The organism is Mesorhizobium sp. M1A.F.Ca.IN.020.06.1.1 (genome assembly GCF_004023265.1).
Lineage (GTDB): Bacteria > Pseudomonadota > Alphaproteobacteria > Rhizobiales > Rhizobiaceae > Mesorhizobium.
On the sequence record NZ_RZSR01000034.1, the window covers coordinates 1 to 14,511 of the forward strand.

Genomic DNA, 14,511 nt, shown 5'->3' on the forward strand with positions numbered 1-14,511 from the left:
GATCCCACACCGGGATCATCTGCCCGAATGCGATCTCGCCGCTATAGGTCTGAAACGTGTCGTAGTCATGCGTGGTTGCACCGTCCTGAATCCATTCCGCCTCGAAGACCGGCGGAGCGCCAAAGCCTTGGATGTCGAAGTCCGTGAGCACGATGTCGAGGTAGCCACGGTGAGCTGAAACGTTGCTCTCGCCCTCCTCAGAAACCATGGTCGGGTCTCGACCTTGCGTGCTCCGGCCATCGTAGGTGCGGAACTTCAGCCCTTTGGCTCGATACCCTTGGCTCGCATCATAGATCAACGTTCCGTTTGAGTAGAGTTTGCGAAGCGTCCAGGATGATTCAGACACCAGCGGTCTGGCAAAACGTAGCCGGCACGACATCTCGCTTGTCGTCGTTGTGATCGTGTCCCACCATTCCGTATGGGTGGAAGTAACGGTGGCGATCGGCGGCACCCAGATATAGGAGGCCGGCAGGCGGCATTTCCCCCAGACCACCGGAATGGTTTGGCCGTAAGCCGACGTGGGCAGTGTTGTCTGTATGGGAGAGGCTTCCGGCACGATCGGTGCAGTCTGGGTTCCGCCTTGAACCCAATGGCCGACGGTGCCCTTCCGAAGATCAGCTAGGCCACTCATCGCTACGCCCTCGACGCTTGGAGCATGAGTTCATTCCACATATCGCGCGCCCGCTGCTTGGCGGTCTCGACGCTTTCACCGGGAGCCGCATAATAGTTCAGCGTGATGTCCGAGCCGGGTTGCGCGACCGAAACCTGATTGTTGTATGAGCCGTCATCGGAGGTCGTCCCCTGGACCCAGTGCGGCGCCCTGCCCAGGTTCAGGATCGGCCCGACATGCGAACCGTGCTGAGGATCCCATTGGTCACCGAACATGTTCGACGGCTGACTGATGCTGCCGGTGTTTAGACCGGCCTGAACCATCTGCGCTGTAATGGCGTCCAGAGCGTCGTATTGAGCGGCAGCGAACGAATCGGCCAAGCTTCCGATCGCATTCACCTGATTGGCCGAATAACCGGCCATGTCGCGGCTTAGGCTTCTGATATAGCCGCCAGTGTTCTGATCCAGCCTGTCGATATTATCAGCGGTATCGCGGGTATAGCCGGCCGTTTCCTTGGTGTTGTCGGCTGTGTCGCTCGAGTATTTGGTGACGTTGACGCCAGAGCCGTTGACGTTGGTCTGGATAGTCGGGGCACCGTTGCCGGGTAGCGTGATCTGGTTCGGGTCGCCGCCGTAGCGCGTGACAGTAGGAAGCACCTGGGTTGTGGCTGCGGGTTTGCCGCCGATAGCATTGATAGAGTTTTGGACTAGCTCGTTCAGGGAGCCGGCGGCATTGTTCGCGGCAGCTTGAGCCGCGATGCTGGTTCGCTTCAACTCCTGCTGGAGGGCCTTTAGTTCATCTTGTGCACGGTCGGTCGCAAGGCCAACTTCGAAGCCGGCTGCGGCTTCCGTCTTCAGATCAGCCAGCCGTTGCTGAACCTCCGCTATATCGGCCTGGATCGCGGCTGTAGAGCGCCCGTTGGCGAGCACGTCCAAGATGCTGCCGTCACGGATCGGCGCGCTGCCCATGGCGACAAGGAGCTTGTTGAGGTTCCCCCAGCTCGGGTTGCTGACGAATGTATCGACGGCTGAGGAGGTGGCATTGATGTTCTTCGAGAGGTCGGCAAAGCCCTGCATGGCGCCGGTCAGAGCCGGGGCCAGGTTGATCAGTGCTTCGCCCAACTGAACGTGAATGACCTGGCTCAAAACGTCCAATTTGTCATCGAGTTCGCCTGCTCGCTGAAGAAGCTCGTCGGGAACAATGATGCCCATGTCGCGGGCGGACTTCTTTATCGCATCGATCGAGGCGCGCCCTTGATCGAGGAAGCGAGCCATCTCGACGCCGCCCTTGCCGAACACCACTGAGGCAAGCGCCGCCTTCTGCGTGGCGTCCGTCATCTGCGCCATTGCATCAGAGACGAGCTTTAGCCGCTCCTCCTGGTCTTTGGCGTTGATGATGTTTTGCAGCAGTTGCGGGTTGAGTTTTTGAAGGCCGGCGTAGAGCGCGCCGGTGCCCTTCTCGGCTAGACCTGCATTCTTCGCAAAAATCGTCAGGGCGGAGTTGAAAGATTCCTGTTCGACGTTTGCCTGTTTGGCTGCGAAGGCGAGCGCCTGGTACGTGTCGGGCTTCAGGCCGCTCTGCTTGGCGTCCGTGGCGATCCGGTCAAATTCGCCGATGGTCTCCTTCAGCTTGTCGAAGGCGCCGCCCAGAGAAGCGATTGCAGCCACGCCAACGCCGGCCGCAAGGCCACCGACGAAGGTCTTAAGCGTAGATCCTATGCCGGCCACACCCTTTTCGACCGCGGCGACGCTCTTGGCCATGCGTGCAGATTGGCTCTCAACTGTCGTTGCGGCGGATTTGAATCCGGTCGCGAACTTCTGCGCGTTTGTCGAAAGATCGATGGAAATACTGCCGACTGTCGCCGCCATCAGGCAGTCCCCTGCGTTTCCAGTGTTGCGATTTCAGCGGCGATCGTCGGGTTGTGAGCGGCAAGGAAGACGGATGCAGCCGCCTCGGTTTCCTCAAGTGCTCGCAAGCCGCTGCCGGTGATCTGAAAGACCATTTCAAGGCCAGCCGCGATCAGCCCGCGCGCAATGTCGAGCTGTTGCTCGTGGCGCCGCGCGTCGGACGCGTCGAGACGTTCGGTCCAGTAGGTTTGAGGCCTCATTGCACCGCCTCCAAAAGAGCCCGCTGCAACTCGACTGCCTGCTCGAAGGACTGGTCGAAAAGGGTTGCCCTGGAATTCGGCGGACGTTCTGGATCGCAGCCGAGCGGTTCAATATCGCGCGGCAGCGGTGACATTTCCCAGGGCTTCAAACCCAAGGCGCGATGCAGGGCCTTGTAGTCGTTCGCCTGAAAGGCTTCGACCGCTGCCGGCGTGATCCTGCGCTTTGCGTCGCGGTTACGTGGCGTGCGTTTGGTCGGCATGCATCAGCTCCTGTAGCCAGCGCCGGCAGGTCGCCCAGGGCCGCTATGAAGGGGTTCCAGATCGAGGCCAAGCCTTGCCAGAGTGCGAATGCAGAGCGAGCGGGCTGCAATTTCGTGCTTCAAGCCCGGATGATCCTTCAAACCGGCCTTGGTGCGGATGACAGCGCCGTCAGCATCGATCTGCGTCTTCAATGCCTCGGCACGATCGAGCGCCTGGCAAGCAGTCACAAGGAACTCGATCCCGGCAGCATCTTCGATCTGGTATTGCCCGTTGACCGACTGCCACAAAGCCATGCCGTGCGGGCCGAGCGGCCTGGGTGGCGCGCCGGTCACGGGCGGGTTGTTGGCAACGAGTTGAAGGTTTTTAGCCACTGGGGTTTTGTCCCTTGAATGAATTACTCAATTTCATCCGCGAAAAGCTGCCCGAGCGGTCCACGAGGCGTGCGCCCTGAATTGGTGATGGCCCCCCCGGGGGTGCTTGGGTAAGGCCCTACAAGCTTGCGAACCTCACGGCAGACCATGACGGCTTCGGAGAAGCTCAAGCTGAACCTGCGCTTCATGACTTCGTAGGCTGTGCCGTCTACGCCGCGCCTATCGGCTTCATGCGCCGCAAACCATTCGATCGCGTCGGCCAAGTGTCCGTTGCGGTTGGCTGCCGTCATTGGCGAGGCTCCGACCAGTGCCCGAAGTTCTCGACCAGGGAGCGAAGCAGCGCAGACGTGAACTCGAGCGCCAGCGTCTCATCACCATCGAAGCATTCGGGACGAAGGCGCATGGATGCAAATGCTGTATCGTCTCGGCATGCAGTATGGCCGGTAGCAATGACGTGCCTCCCGTCCTCGCTCAAATCGACATCAACTTGATGAATGGGTCGGCTGGCGAAAATCATTGTGAGGCATCCCTTCCGCGTTTAACCATCAATCGCCAACCGGCACCGGCGCCAGGCCGTTGTCCCACGCTCGAAGCTGCTTCGCAGTGCCACGCAGAACCAGCATGTGTTGTTACGTCACCTTTGCGGTAGACCTCAGAGTCGCCCCACACACCTCGATAGGACATGGTTCGACCTTTCAGATCTTCGATGGCCTGTCGCAGCTCGCCGATTTCACGATCAAGAGCTTGGCGCTGGATGACATGGAACTCTGCCAGCAAGCTGAACGTCATGTTCGTTGACAGGGGTTTGGTGAGGTCAGAGAAGCCGTTCGACTTGACCAGCAAATCCTTGACCTTCTCGACCTCTTCGAGAAAATCCGCTTCGGCTGCCGAAAGGTTTTTCCTAGTGGCGCGGGCCATCGAATCTCACCGTCCGCCGTACCGGCTCATGTCGCGGGTGATGTAGCCGCTCGGCGCTTTTCTCCCGACATAGGACGAAGGCTGCGACTTCACCGGGATCGTCGGCACTCGTCGCCAGAACTTTTCCCATAGCGGGCCGGCCGGCCGCATGCCGCGAACAAGGTCGAACTTCGCTTCGTAAACGACGCCGTTGTACCGGCAGCGTTCGTTCTCGCGGTAGCTGACTAGTTTGTTCCATTGATCAGTCATGACGTGTCCCCTTTCAGGCGCGGTCAAAGGGCTGGCGGACGAATCCCAGACGGTCGGCCATTTGTTCCGCGACACCTGGCAGCCGCGAATGCGGCTTCAGGTCGAAGCGCGCCTGTCGGGCCTTGGCGGCGAAGTTCTGGCCTTGGCGCAAGACTGCTTCGAGGTTGTCGAGAGCCTGCTCAACTGCCTGCCGATATGCCGCCAGCGGCTCGGCCAATGTCGGCCCGATGCTCATCTCGAAGATCTTCACTTCCTCGTCGCGGTGAGCCCTGGCCGCTGCCTCCGCATCGAACAACGGCGTCAACGCGTTGCCCAGCGCCTCGACTTCGGCGTGTGTGATGGTCGGCGGCTGGCCAAGCGGCTGATTCTGAAGGCGCCGGCCGGCTTCGATGTGGCGTGCCTGGCCTTGCTCGCGAGCGGCAGTGGCGATACGCAGCGCCTCTTCCGCTTCGGCTATGGAGGATGGCCGCTCCGGAACTACGAGCAACTTTGACCAGTCAGCAGGCGGCGAAGATTTGAGGCGAGCAAGCATTTGGCGACGAAGCTCCTAGATAAGGTTTTCGAAGAGCAGTATCGGCGAAGAAGGCAGGCCGAAATAGTTCGGAGAGGTACGGTCACCCGTACCTGACCGTACCTATTTTTCGGTCTCGCGATCGAGGAGTTGCTGGGCGATGCTGGAGAGCTTGTATTCAACACCACGACCGCTGCGTCGATTTGTGATCGTGCATCCTCGGTATAGCCGCCTGTTCCGAAGCGTCAGAGGCGCTATCCCGAGCAGATCAGCAGCAGCGGCTTGGTTGACATAGCCGTCTGCGCTGACGGCAAAGCCACGGTTGCGACAAGCGGTTTCGATCTGGTCTGTCTTGCTCTCCAATGGTGTGCGCTCGCTCATGAGATCAGCGCGACGGCGCAATGCATCGGCGATCAGTCGATCGAGTTCCGCGATGCTGTTTGGTTCGGCGTTGCTCATTCCGCCGCCTCCGCTGTTGCACTTGTTGCGGATGTTGCGCTCTCTAAGGGAGCTAGAGGTAGATAACGCTGCCAAGCATCGACGAAGTCTGTTCGTTGATATCCTCTAGGTGTAGCAGTGCCGATCCGCACCACTTTAGGTTTGATACCGTAAGGGCGAAGCTTGTTAGCCAAACCCCTGTCATCCAAGGGTTTTCCCTTCATATCGGCCCATTGAGACTCATCGAGATCGCAGAGCCGGCGAAGGATGCTTTCCGTAGCAAGAACTTCGTCTTGGCCGAAGATGGTCTTCACGTCGCCCAAGAGTTTGACGCCAAGGCTAGGTGTACCCTCCTTAGAGAGCGCAACAAGCGCAACAGCCGCAACACGCGCCCTTTCCGGCCAGTGGCCGCCGGCAGCATCGGCTATCGCCAAAAGCGGTTCCCAGACATCGGCATCACGGTCCTTGATGCCCGGTGGCATTTCCGGCCAGTCCTGGCCGATGTCGGCCGAGATGAAGGAAGCCCAGCCGGCGAGCCTGTCCTTGACCTCGTCGCCATCCGGCTTGTGCACGCGGCGTCTATAGGCCTCGACCGTTTCTTCTGGCGAACGGCGCCGCATGCGGATGATGACGGAGCGGGTAAGGATAGTGTCAGGCAAATCGCCCAGGCCGGCGAGTGCCACCGCGCAGTAGGCTGGAATCTCTTCCGTCTCGACGAGCTTTCCTCGAACAACGCACCGGCCGGCGACGGCGCCGCGACGATGACCGGCATTGAGCAGCCCGCGAATCTCCTCGTTATCCTTGGCCTTCGGCCCGAAGATGGTGTCGATCTCGTCGAAGAGGATGGTCGGGGCGCCAGCCTCATCCGCGACCTTGCGGAAGAGATATGCCGGCGTGACGTTCACCGCCTCGACAGGACGCGGCACCAGAAGCTCCGAAATCTCTAGCGCCCGGGTTTTTCCAGATCCTGGCTCTGGAGACAGGAACGCGATGCGCGGTGTCGATTCCCACGCATCCATCATGTGTGTGTGCGCTATCCAGAGAACATGCGCGACGTGCGCTTCTTCGGATGGGTAGGCGACGAAGCGGCCGACGAAGTGGTAAACCTCGTCGAGGAGGTCGGCGGCGAAGGTATCTTCCTCCATCAATACGACCTCCTCGCGATACGGCGATATTCTTTCGCGCCCTGGGCAATGTGGGTTGGGATTGCCGGCGGCCAGTGCCGCCAAGGTCTGTCGTTGAACTCGGCGACGATGCCCGCGACGTAGCTGTACGACCGCGCCGTCGGATCGTGCTCATAGCCGGCGTCATCGAAGCGAAGCACCGCGCATTGCAAGTGGTTGCGGGCAGCGATGAGATGACGGACGGCTGCATCGGTGTACAGTTCGTCAATGCTGGGGAGGTTGGGGCGGACGGTCACTGATCACCGCCTTCCTGCCGCAGACGGCGATGCTCCGCGACATGATGCAGACGGCAGAGCCAGGTCCCGCGAAGGGGCTGGTCATAAAAGCGGGGATCGTGGTGAAAGTCAGTTCGCGTTGAGCCGCAGATGGCGCAACTCTGCCGAACAAGAATGCCCTTCTTGATAGCGCTGGTCGTGGCGAGATGAGCCCAGCGGGCCAAGGGATTCGCGTTCTGCCATCGCTGCTGCGGAGTCAAACCGTCTTGAGCTTTTCGCCCTCTTTGTTTAAGCTCGGCTTGTTCAACTACTTCAATTTCGAAAGCCGGTTCCGTTCGCAGCGGGCCGGCTTCTTTGTTAGCCATCTCCATTCAGCCAGCCCTCGCAAGTTGCAAGTTGTGGAGGCGGACGGCTTCGCAGGCTTCCTTAGGCGTGAGGCCAAGGCGCTTGAGAGCGGGCACGGATGGGCCGCGAACGTGGCGCGGTGTCTCTTCCAGGAATCTGACGCCGAGTTCTACGTTGGGGTCGAGGCAGGCGTGATCTTCAGTTTCGGGACGGCCGGTCATTATGCGGCCTCCCCGCGAATGAGGTCATGCAACTGTTGAGCGTCGCAAACCCAGCGGTCGCCAACCTTGCGGGCCGGCAGCGTGCCATTTTCGAGCATCCAATAGACAGACCGCACCGAGACTCCAATCTCGGCGGCGATTGCCTTCGCGCCCCAGATAGGACGCGGCTTTTCTTCACTCTTTGTCATCGAAAAATTTCTCCGTGTTCGAGATTTCTAACAATTAGCGAACGTAACGGACGGTAACCACTTGCGCTAGCCGTAACGCTATGCCATACCGTTCTTGGAGAAATTAGCGAACGCGGAGCCTCAACGACATGTTGCCCATAACGCTGGAATGGCAGGTTTGCCCCGATGGGGTCCGGGCGGACTTCGATGTTGAAGGCGATAAGCTCTTTTATCTGCCCAGGTCCGAACGCCGGACCTCGCGGGCCTACAACGTGTCCGATCTTTCCAGCCCGCTCGTCCTAAATTTCCTGAACAGCAGCAGCACGGTCGAGAAGCGCGCAAACTTCTTCGCGGCCTACGGGCTGCTCGAAAAATCAGTCTGCACTGATGATATGGTTTCGGATGCGCTGGGCGTGCTGGACAAAGCGGTCAAAGTCGGGCCCCTGGCCGACCATCCAGAGCGCATAGCAATCCTGAACGACTTGTTGTCGGAATCGACCGCGATGCATTTGGGCTTTGATTATCTCGGCCTGAACCAAACTAGACGCATGGTTATCCGGCCCCGCTCATTGTTCGACTTGATGTGCGCAGAAATCGCGATGGCCGCCGAAGTCGATGCCGCACTGACAAGCTGCGAAAATTGCTCCCGGCTGTTTTATACCGGCCATCTTACCGGCCGACGCAATACTGCTCGATATTGCTCTGATCGTTGCCGAGCAGCAGCAAACCGCAAACTCGCGGGAGGTCGCTGAGATGTCGATTCGCAAGCGCAAATGGACCACGGCCAAGGGCGAGGCCAAGACTGCCTGGGTTGTCGATTATAAAGATCAGAACGGCGTTCGCGCGTTGCGCACCTTCAACAAGCAGAGCGAGGCCAAGGAATTTGAGACGACGATGCGCGGCGAGGTACGCGACAAGAAGCACGTCGTTCGCAGTAAGTCACTCACCGTGGCCGAAGCGGGCAAGGAATGGCTGAAGGCCGTCGCCCATGGACGCGGTGAGCGAGGCCCAGCCGAGGCGTCTACCCTTCGTCAATACAAGCAGCACGTTGACGATTACATCGAACCGATGCTCGGGGCTGAGAAGCTGTCTGACTTGTCCAAGGCTGATGTCACCAAGTTTCGCGCCGATCTCTTGGCGAAGCTGTCGCGCGCCATGGCGAAGAAGGTTCTTCAGAGCCTAAAAGGCATTCTCTCGGAGATGCAGCACCAGGATCAGGTCGCGGTCAACGTCGCCGCGACTGTCCAGATCGGCACAGGAGGTCGCCATAAGGAGGATGTCGTGGTCCCCTCGATCTCGGACATCAAGGCCATTCTCGCCAAGCTGGACGAATTGGCCGCACAGGCAAACAAGCGATGGGCCGCTGCCTGGGTAAAGCGTCGTGCGTTCCTCGCGACTGCCGTTCACACCGGAATGCGGGCCTCCGAACTGCGCGGGCTGCCGTGGGCATCTGTGGATCTAAAGGGCGCAACGATCGAGGTCCGCCAGCGCGCCGATGAGAAAGGCAAGATCGGGCCGCCGAAGTCGAAGGCTGGCCGGCGTACGATCAACATTCCTGCCGCACTGGTCGCCATCCTGCGGGAATGGAAGCTGCGCGCCGGAGGCCACGATCTTGTGTTCGCCACCGAGGAAGGGAACGCCGAGTCGCTCGCAAACATCTTCAACCGGGCATGGAAGCCTATCCAGATCGAAGCCCACATCTGCGAGCCCAAACGAGACGGGGCCGGCGACATCGTGAAGGACGAGGAAGGCGCACCAGTCATGGAGCCGCGCTATAACTTCCACGCCCTCCGGCACTTCCATGCCTCAATGCTGATCGCCGACAACGCCAACCCGAAAGAGGTGCAGGCTGAGCTCGGGCACAGCAGCATCCAGGTCACCTACGATCTGTATGGCCATCTGTTCAGCGACGAGGATGCTGGCCGGCGTCGCCAAGAGCGCAGCGAGAGGCTTGCGGGATTGCTCGGATAATGCTCTATGCGACATGAACAAGGGCCATATGCAACATGGCCTTTGTTTTTTCTTGGTTTTTCCGCGCTGTTTGCGGACTGAAAATCCGCGTGTCGGTGGTTCGAATCCGCCTCTGGGCACCATCCCCTCCTCTCCCGACACTCCCTTTCGCCGAATCTTCTACGCTTCTGTTTGCACAAACAACTGAAATCGTTCATCTTTTTGGGAAGGATGGCGCGATTGAGCGCGTTTCATGGAATTTCGGCGTATTTGGTCTAACGAGGCGGAGGGCTGGTATTTCCGTTGGTACTGGACATCCTGATGGTATCGAAACAGCCAAAGGGAGGTGTCCCACAAATGGCCCTTTCCGACGTGAAATGCCGAAATGCCCGTCCTGCTTCCAAGCTATTGAAATTGTCTGATGGTGGCGGGCTCCAGCTCTGGGTGCAGCCCACCGGATCCCGCCTATGGCGCCTCGCCTATCGATTTGACGGCAAGCAGAAGCTTCTGGCGTTGGGCAGCTATCCCCTTATTTCGCTCGCCGAAGCACGCAAGGCGCGCGATGACGCCAAACGTCTCCTCCTCACTGGCATCGATCCCGCGCAGGAACGCAAGTTGCGAAAGGTCGGTTCGGCAAAGGACAGCTTTCGATCAATCGCCGAGGAATATGTGGACAAGCTGAAGAAAGAGGGACGTGCCGACCGGACTATCACCAAGGTCAAATGGCTACTCGACTTCGCCTATCTCACCTGTGGGCACAAGTGCATTCGGGACATTGATGCGGCCACTATCCTTGCTGCCCTTCGTAGCGTGGAGGTGCGCGGTCGATACGAGTCGGCCAGGCGGCTGCGCTCGACCATTGGCAGCGTCTTTCGATACGCCATCGCCACTGCACGCGCCGACACTGACCCCACGTCCGCGCTGAGGGGCGCTCTCATCAGGCCAACGGTCACGCCGCGTGCCGCCATTACCGATCCGAAGGCATTCGGCGGCTTGCTGCGTGCGATCGAGACATTCGACGGACAGCCCGCAACCCGAGCGGCTCTGAGGTTGATGGCGCTGCTGTTTCCCCGCCCCGGTGAGCTTCGCGCTGCCGAATGGGGGGAGTTCGACTTCGAAAGTTCGGTATGGACTATCCCGGAAGCGCGAATGAAAATGCGACGACCGCACCGCGTTCCTCTTTCAACGCAGGCTTTGGATATCCTGGCCGAGCTTAAAAAAATCTCCGGCGCTGGGACGCTGCTGTTTCCAAGCGTGCGATCGCCTTCTCGTCCGATTTCCGACAATACACTCAACGCCGCCCTGCGTCGCATGGGTTACAGCAAGAATGAAGCAACGGCCCATGGCTTCCGAGCAACGGCATCAACTCTGTTGAACGAATGCGGCAAGTGGCATCCAGACGCCGTAGAGCGACAGCTGGCTCATATTGAAAATAACGACGTTCGGCGCGCCTATGCCCGGGCGGAGCACTGGGAAGAGCGCGTCAAGATGATGCAGTGGTGGGCAGATTATCTGGAAAAAATTGAGAACGCCGGAACGCGCGGGTAAACTCAATCAGATGCGGGCAGCCAGCTGTCCGGCACGTATCGCGAACGTCCGGTTTACGCTGCATAGCGGCCGTTGAGGCCTGCGTTGCCGCTCTCCCGAAGCGGACATCCCTGGGGAACCTGGCGGCCTGAAGGCGGAATGGGTGATCCGACGAAGGCCGAGAGCGCTGCGATCTAGCGAGGGCTGGAACAAGGCATGGTTCAAGGCCAGTGCCGGAGCGCCGCGCTAGCTGATTCCACACTTGTTGAAGCCGACATGATGGGAGACCTATCTAAGGCCCATGTCCACACGCCAGAAAATGGATGCAGCTGCGAATTTGATCGAAGGGTGGACGCTCCCGTCTGCGGCCACGCTTGGGTCATCGGTCCGAGCCAGAGGGATCGTTCGCGAAGTGCGAGCCACCTGCCTTTGGCGGCGAAAAAGCTGCTCGGTATCGAGGTCGGGGTGCTCACCTTGCGCATGCCGGAAGGCGCCTATGGCGATTTCCGGACTGCGTCGGCGATTGTGTCCAAAACGCTGGAAGGCATCGAAGGCCTGCCCGTAATTCCCCGTGAAGTCGAAGACATCCTGACGATCTCTTCGGCAGAGCGGCACCGGTGGCTCAAGGACGGCCGCTTGCAAAGCACAGGCACACGTACGGTGAAACTTCGTGGTCGCGCAAGGAAGGTAACTTTTCACGTGTTTGACCCACGTCACATCGAGGACGTGCTCGATCGCGACTTGGTTACGGTCTGGCGCGAGGACGACGCGATAGCTGCTGCAGAGAATAGGCGGCGGGCCGCCGGAAAGGCCGCCCTGAAGCGTGCGCAAAAGAGCGGCCGCAGGGCCGCGTCTGCGCCTGACAGCACTCGGGACGAGGTGTCACGTCAGAAACTGAAGGGCTGGGACGAATTCGAGAGTGACGGACTTCTGCGCTGATTCAGCGAAAAAAGATTCTTTCGCTGCTCCTGCCCACTACGACCGCACTGGCCCGAATCCTGATCCGGGTCGCGCGCCTGACCTCCGGGAGTCAATGGGCGTAAACAGTCCGCGAGTCTGGTTCCGGCCCAGGTAGGCGACAGTAACGGGCCGCCATATCGGCCGTTCACCACGGGCGACACCATTTCCCGAAAGCAGCGAGCCGTTGGCGCGCGTCATCGGTATCCCTTTTAAGTCCCAGGGGATACTGTTGCCGCCCATCAGCCGTCTTATCGGTATGGCGAAGCCGCTGATCTGTGTTAAGCCGCCGCCCGAACAGCCGAAGGAGTACACCCGTGAGCGAGCCGACCGTGGCCGAGGCGACCGACAGCATCTATGCATCGCTCCGGGCGAACAATGCCGACATCGATGCAAATATCGCGGCGCTCAAAGCGGCGCTGACGCGAGAGGGGATAGAACAGGCGGTGCTCGATCCGACCAGGCTGGCGCAGAACAACCGTTCGAGCCGCAAGGTGATGCAGGCTTATTTTCGGCAGCGCGGCGTGACGTGAGGTGGGCCAATTCATGGAACACGAGCCCTGCAAGATACGTTTCATCTTGGCTGAGCATGGTGCTTAGCAGCGGGTCACTTGACCAGCCAAGCGTGCAAAATGCAGTGATGCCCGTCAGATAGACGTCCAGGCCCTGCCTCTGAAGTGCGACAGCGGTTTCAATCGCAGACCTTTTGGAGAAGTATCCTCGGTACGAACGCATCCGAACACCGGAAAGCACCATGTTCGTGGCGTCAGCGAGAATTCCGACGCTGCGAAGACGGCCCATGTCACGGCGTCCCGACCAACGTTGACATGGCTGCGGTAGCTATTGTTGTCTGGAAGCGCTAGTTCATCTATCGCAAACTGTCGGATGGCGCTCGCCGATTCCATTCGAGCGCGTAATGTCCCAGGGATCGAAGGATCGTCGATCAGCTCTTCGACATCCTGGCGCGCCGCCATGATCTCCACGTGACCCTTCAAGGATTGTGCGTAGTAAGAAATGCTGGTGCAACCTGCCAGGCTGGACATCACGATCATCGCAGCAACCGAACGAAAAAATGCACGCATCACGGTTGCCCACGGCATTTGCTCACACGTCCGGATAGGGCAAACGTCGCAACTACGCCCGGTCCCAAACAGTGGCTCCAATTTGGTTGATGTCCTGGATGGGGGTTTAGGTTAGACGTTCGTCTTCGGCAAGATTGTCACAATGTGGTCATTCGCTGCCAAATTGCCGAATGTCCGCTATAAGCCGGACACGGCGACGTGGAACTATCCGCCTAGGAGGTCTTTTTCTCCTGAAGCTTCCGGTCGCATCCGGCCCAACGCTGTTGGTCCGCAATGCGCCCACGTCGGCCATAGACGCAAATTGTCTCCTCCCAGGAAGTAGTCGTTGCCGATGACCATGCTCCAGGTCGTAGTCGCGCTAATAGCTGCCATTGGGAATCGTTCCGCGAAGATAGTTCGGGGAAGCTGAACGACGACCGTGCAAGCGGCCTGCCGAGGCCGTCGAAATTGTCTTCGAAATCGTTCCTATTGTCGAAAAGTCCGCTCTCGCCCTCTAGGCGGCCTGCTCGCAGAGGAAAACTTCACAACTAATGCACAGTGTGTCACAATCTGAATTGGGAGCCTGGGGGGAAATATGGACGAGCCGCGTCTAGGTCTACGCGGCGCTTACGAGGCCTTATTCCGATCGCGCGGATTATCGCTCCCTGATGGGCGCCCACTTTATCGCTACCGATTCAGCCGACAAGAGTTCGAGGGCGTTCGGGAGGTCCTAAAACGCCATGGACCGACCGCGCTGAACGACTCCCATGGTCAGGCTTTGTTCGTTGCTTTCACAGCCGAGTGGTATCGCCGGGAACGCGCCGGGGGGGCTTGGGACTGGATCAGACCCTTAGCTGTCCTTGGAATTCGATATCACGCGAATGATTCGGCCGCCGACGTGCGCTACGCGGTGGTGCGGGAAGCCGCCGAAGCTGGCTTGAAACGGTGGCGACGCCCTCAGCCGACCGACGTGCCGCTCCTCTTCGGCGTAGTGCGCGAGGCGGGTTTTCCAGCTGCTGCCATCAAAGAGGGAACCTTGGGGTTATGGCTGAAGCGCAGCATCTTGGCGATCGAAATGGGCTTCACACCTGCCGAGGCCGTCGCAAGTGAGGCATGGCGGGCGGGCGAAACGCTTGTTCAGGCGCTGGTGGAGCCAGCCGTGGCGCTGTCCACGGTAATCGTTCGTTTCCGTCAACAATTGCCGCCCCTCCACGAACGAAATGACCGAGATCCCGTGCTCCACCTGGATTCTGTGGTGCCTGCTTGGCGCAACGATCTGCCTTTTGACTTGGAGGAAGGCGATTTTCGATCTCTGGTGGAAGACTTGGTCCGGACCCGGCGCGTCGAAGGGGGAGCCCTGGCGGCAAGCCGATTGCTGCGGCGCACCGCCGAAGGGTGGGCGCCGCAGCAATCGGCTTG

Annotated in this window: 18 protein-coding genes, 1 tRNA gene and 3 pseudogenes; 8 read left to right on the top strand and 14 right to left on the bottom strand. The window is 59.7% G+C overall.

All coding sequences use genetic code 11. From position 1 onward, the window contains the following. The 8 genes and pseudogenes from EOA60_RS03075 to EOA60_RS03110 form a co-directional block, all read right to left on the bottom strand. Positions 1–631 (bottom strand): annotated as a pseudogene (locus EOA60_RS03075) (hypothetical protein); the annotation flags it as partial. Positions 632–633: 2 nt separating this feature from the next. Next, positions 634–2,478, bottom strand: coding sequence for a hypothetical protein (locus tag EOA60_RS03080; protein WP_127335922.1), 1,845 nt, complete (start codon positions 2,476–2,478; stop codon positions 634–636). Next, on the bottom strand, positions 2,478–2,717 hold the full coding sequence (locus tag EOA60_RS03085; RefSeq protein WP_127335923.1) for a hypothetical protein: 240 nt from the start codon (positions 2,715–2,717) through the stop codon (positions 2,478–2,480). Before EOA60_RS03085 ends, EOA60_RS03080 begins: the two co-directional genes overlap by 1 nt. Further along, on the bottom strand, positions 2,714–2,977 hold the full coding sequence (locus tag EOA60_RS03090) for a hypothetical protein (RefSeq protein WP_127335924.1): 264 nt from the start codon (positions 2,975–2,977) through the stop codon (positions 2,714–2,716). Before EOA60_RS03090 ends, EOA60_RS03085 begins: the two co-directional genes overlap by 4 nt. 3 nt (positions 2,978–2,980) lie before the next feature. After that, a complete protein-coding gene (locus tag EOA60_RS03095) occupies positions 2,981–3,349 on the bottom strand; it encodes a hypothetical protein (protein ID WP_127335925.1) in 369 nt (122 codons plus the stop codon). Between the two features lie 23 nt (positions 3,350–3,372). Next, positions 3,373–3,639, bottom strand: a complete 267-nt coding sequence (locus EOA60_RS03100) for a hypothetical protein (RefSeq protein WP_127335926.1) — start codon at positions 3,637–3,639, stop codon at positions 3,373–3,375. Positions 3,640–3,862: 223 nt separating this feature from the next. Then, a complete protein-coding gene (locus EOA60_RS03105) occupies positions 3,863–4,267 on the bottom strand; it encodes a hypothetical protein (protein ID WP_127335927.1) in 405 nt (134 codons plus the stop codon). Between the two features lie 6 nt (positions 4,268–4,273). After that, complete coding sequence (locus EOA60_RS03110; RefSeq protein ID WP_128293257.1) at positions 4,274–4,516, bottom strand: hypothetical protein; 243 nt, start codon at positions 4,514–4,516, stop codon at positions 4,274–4,276. A 61-nt stretch (positions 4,517–4,577) separates the two neighbouring features. Between EOA60_RS03110 and EOA60_RS03115 the strand changes: the two genes are divergently transcribed. Further along, positions 4,578–5,009, top strand: coding sequence for a hypothetical protein (locus EOA60_RS03115; RefSeq protein ID WP_128311058.1), 432 nt, complete (start codon positions 4,578–4,580; stop codon positions 5,007–5,009). Between the two features lie 141 nt (positions 5,010–5,150). Here the strand turns inward: EOA60_RS03115 and EOA60_RS03120 are convergent, their stop codons facing one another. The 5 genes from EOA60_RS03120 to EOA60_RS03140 form a co-directional block, all read right to left on the bottom strand. Then, positions 5,151–5,486: a hypothetical protein gene (locus tag EOA60_RS03120; RefSeq protein ID WP_127335222.1), complete on the bottom strand. Its 336-nt coding sequence runs from the start codon at positions 5,484–5,486 to the stop codon at positions 5,151–5,153. After that, a complete protein-coding gene (locus EOA60_RS03125; RefSeq protein WP_127335221.1) occupies positions 5,483–6,610 on the bottom strand; it encodes a DUF3631 domain-containing protein in 1,128 nt (375 codons plus the stop codon). Before EOA60_RS03125 ends, EOA60_RS03120 begins: the two co-directional genes overlap by 4 nt. Beyond that, the gene (locus EOA60_RS03130) at positions 6,610–6,885 is read right to left on the bottom strand and encodes a hypothetical protein (RefSeq protein ID WP_127335220.1); all 276 of its coding nucleotides are present in this window, start codon (positions 6,883–6,885) and stop codon (positions 6,610–6,612) included. The genes EOA60_RS03125 and EOA60_RS03130 overlap by 1 nt, the downstream gene beginning before the upstream one ends. Continuing rightward, positions 6,882–7,229 carry a hypothetical protein gene (locus EOA60_RS03135; protein ID WP_245479195.1) on the bottom strand — a complete coding sequence of 116 codons (348 nt, stop codon included), beginning with the start codon at positions 7,227–7,229 and terminating at the stop codon, positions 6,882–6,884. The genes EOA60_RS03130 and EOA60_RS03135 overlap by 4 nt, the downstream gene beginning before the upstream one ends. Positions 7,230–7,429: 200 nt before the next feature. After that, a complete protein-coding gene (locus EOA60_RS03140; protein WP_127335219.1) occupies positions 7,430–7,618 on the bottom strand; it encodes a helix-turn-helix domain-containing protein in 189 nt (62 codons plus the stop codon). A 128-nt stretch (positions 7,619–7,746) separates the two neighbouring features. Between EOA60_RS03140 and EOA60_RS03145 the strand changes: the two genes are divergently transcribed. The 6 genes and pseudogenes from EOA60_RS03145 to EOA60_RS03165 all read left to right on the top strand — a co-directional run bounded on the left by EOA60_RS03145 (position 7,747) and on the right by EOA60_RS03165 (position 12,564). After that, positions 7,747–8,349: a hypothetical protein gene (locus EOA60_RS03145; RefSeq protein WP_127335218.1), complete on the top strand. Its 603-nt coding sequence runs from the start codon at positions 7,747–7,749 to the stop codon at positions 8,347–8,349. A gap of 1 nt (position 8,350) precedes the next feature. Continuing rightward, entirely contained in the window at positions 8,351–9,568 is a 1,218-nt protein-coding gene (locus EOA60_RS03150) for a site-specific integrase (protein WP_127335217.1), read from the top strand. Beyond that, positions 9,559–9,690: transfer RNA gene (locus EOA60_RS37340), tRNA-Phe, on the top strand. The genes EOA60_RS03150 and EOA60_RS37340 overlap by 10 nt, the downstream gene beginning before the upstream one ends. Before the next feature lie 214 nt (positions 9,691–9,904). Next, positions 9,905–11,095: an integrase arm-type DNA-binding domain-containing protein gene (locus EOA60_RS03155; protein ID WP_091595317.1), complete on the top strand. Its 1,191-nt coding sequence runs from the start codon at positions 9,905–9,907 to the stop codon at positions 11,093–11,095. Between the two features lie 280 nt (positions 11,096–11,375). Further along, positions 11,376–12,013 (top strand): annotated as a pseudogene (locus EOA60_RS03160) (hypothetical protein). Positions 12,014–12,348: 335 nt separating this feature from the next. Then, complete coding sequence (locus EOA60_RS03165) at positions 12,349–12,564, top strand: hypothetical protein (RefSeq protein ID WP_091595108.1); 216 nt, start codon at positions 12,349–12,351, stop codon at positions 12,562–12,564. A 58-nt stretch (positions 12,565–12,622) separates the two neighbouring features. Here EOA60_RS03165 and EOA60_RS03170 read toward each other — a convergent pair. Continuing rightward, a pseudogene (locus tag EOA60_RS03170) lies at positions 12,623–13,131 on the bottom strand (aminopeptidase); the annotation flags it as partial. Positions 13,132–13,990: 859 nt separating this feature from the next. On the opposite strand from EOA60_RS03170, the gene EOA60_RS03175 reads away from it, so the two are divergent. Beyond that, on the top strand, positions 13,991–14,511 hold a 521-nt coding region (locus EOA60_RS03175; RefSeq protein ID WP_164899173.1), incomplete at its 3' end, for a hypothetical protein.

What these genes read in the sequence shown, in the direction of transcription:
- EOA60_RS03080 (WP_127335922.1), bottom strand. Translation starts at nt 2,478, where the DNA reads ATGGCGGCGACAGTCGGCAGTATTTCCATCGATCTTTCGACAAACGCG.
- EOA60_RS03085 (WP_127335923.1), bottom strand. Translation starts at nt 2,717, where the DNA reads ATGAGGCCTCAAACCTACTGGACCGAACGTCTCGACGCGTCCGACGCG.
- EOA60_RS03090 (WP_127335924.1), bottom strand. Translation starts at nt 2,977, where the DNA reads ATGCCGACCAAACGCACGCCACGTAACCGCGACGCAAAGCGCAGGATC.
- EOA60_RS03100 (WP_127335926.1), bottom strand. Translation starts at nt 3,639, where the DNA reads ATGACGGCAGCCAACCGCAACGGACACTTGGCCGACGCGATCGAATGG.
- EOA60_RS03105 (WP_127335927.1), bottom strand. Translation starts at nt 4,267, where the DNA reads ATGGCCCGCGCCACTAGGAAAAACCTTTCGGCAGCCGAAGCGGATTTT.
- EOA60_RS03110 (WP_128293257.1), bottom strand. Translation starts at nt 4,516, where the DNA reads ATGACTGATCAATGGAACAAACTAGTCAGCTACCGCGAGAACGAACGC.
- EOA60_RS03120 (WP_127335222.1), bottom strand. Translation starts at nt 5,486, where the DNA reads ATGAGCAACGCCGAACCAAACAGCATCGCGGAACTCGATCGACTGATC.
- EOA60_RS03125 (WP_127335221.1), bottom strand. Translation starts at nt 6,610, where the DNA reads ATGGAGGAAGATACCTTCGCCGCCGACCTCCTCGACGAGGTTTACCAC.
- EOA60_RS03135 (WP_245479195.1), bottom strand. Translation starts at nt 7,229, where the DNA reads ATGGCTAACAAAGAAGCCGGCCCGCTGCGAACGGAACCGGCTTTCGAA.
- EOA60_RS03140 (WP_127335219.1), bottom strand. Translation starts at nt 7,618, where the DNA reads ATGACAAAGAGTGAAGAAAAGCCGCGTCCTATCTGGGGCGCGAAGGCA.
- EOA60_RS03145 (WP_127335218.1), top strand. Translation starts at nt 7,747, where the DNA reads ATGTTGCCCATAACGCTGGAATGGCAGGTTTGCCCCGATGGGGTCCGG.
- EOA60_RS03150 (WP_127335217.1), top strand. Translation starts at nt 8,351, where the DNA reads ATGTCGATTCGCAAGCGCAAATGGACCACGGCCAAGGGCGAGGCCAAG.
- EOA60_RS03155 (WP_091595317.1), top strand. Translation starts at nt 9,905, where the DNA reads ATGGCCCTTTCCGACGTGAAATGCCGAAATGCCCGTCCTGCTTCCAAG.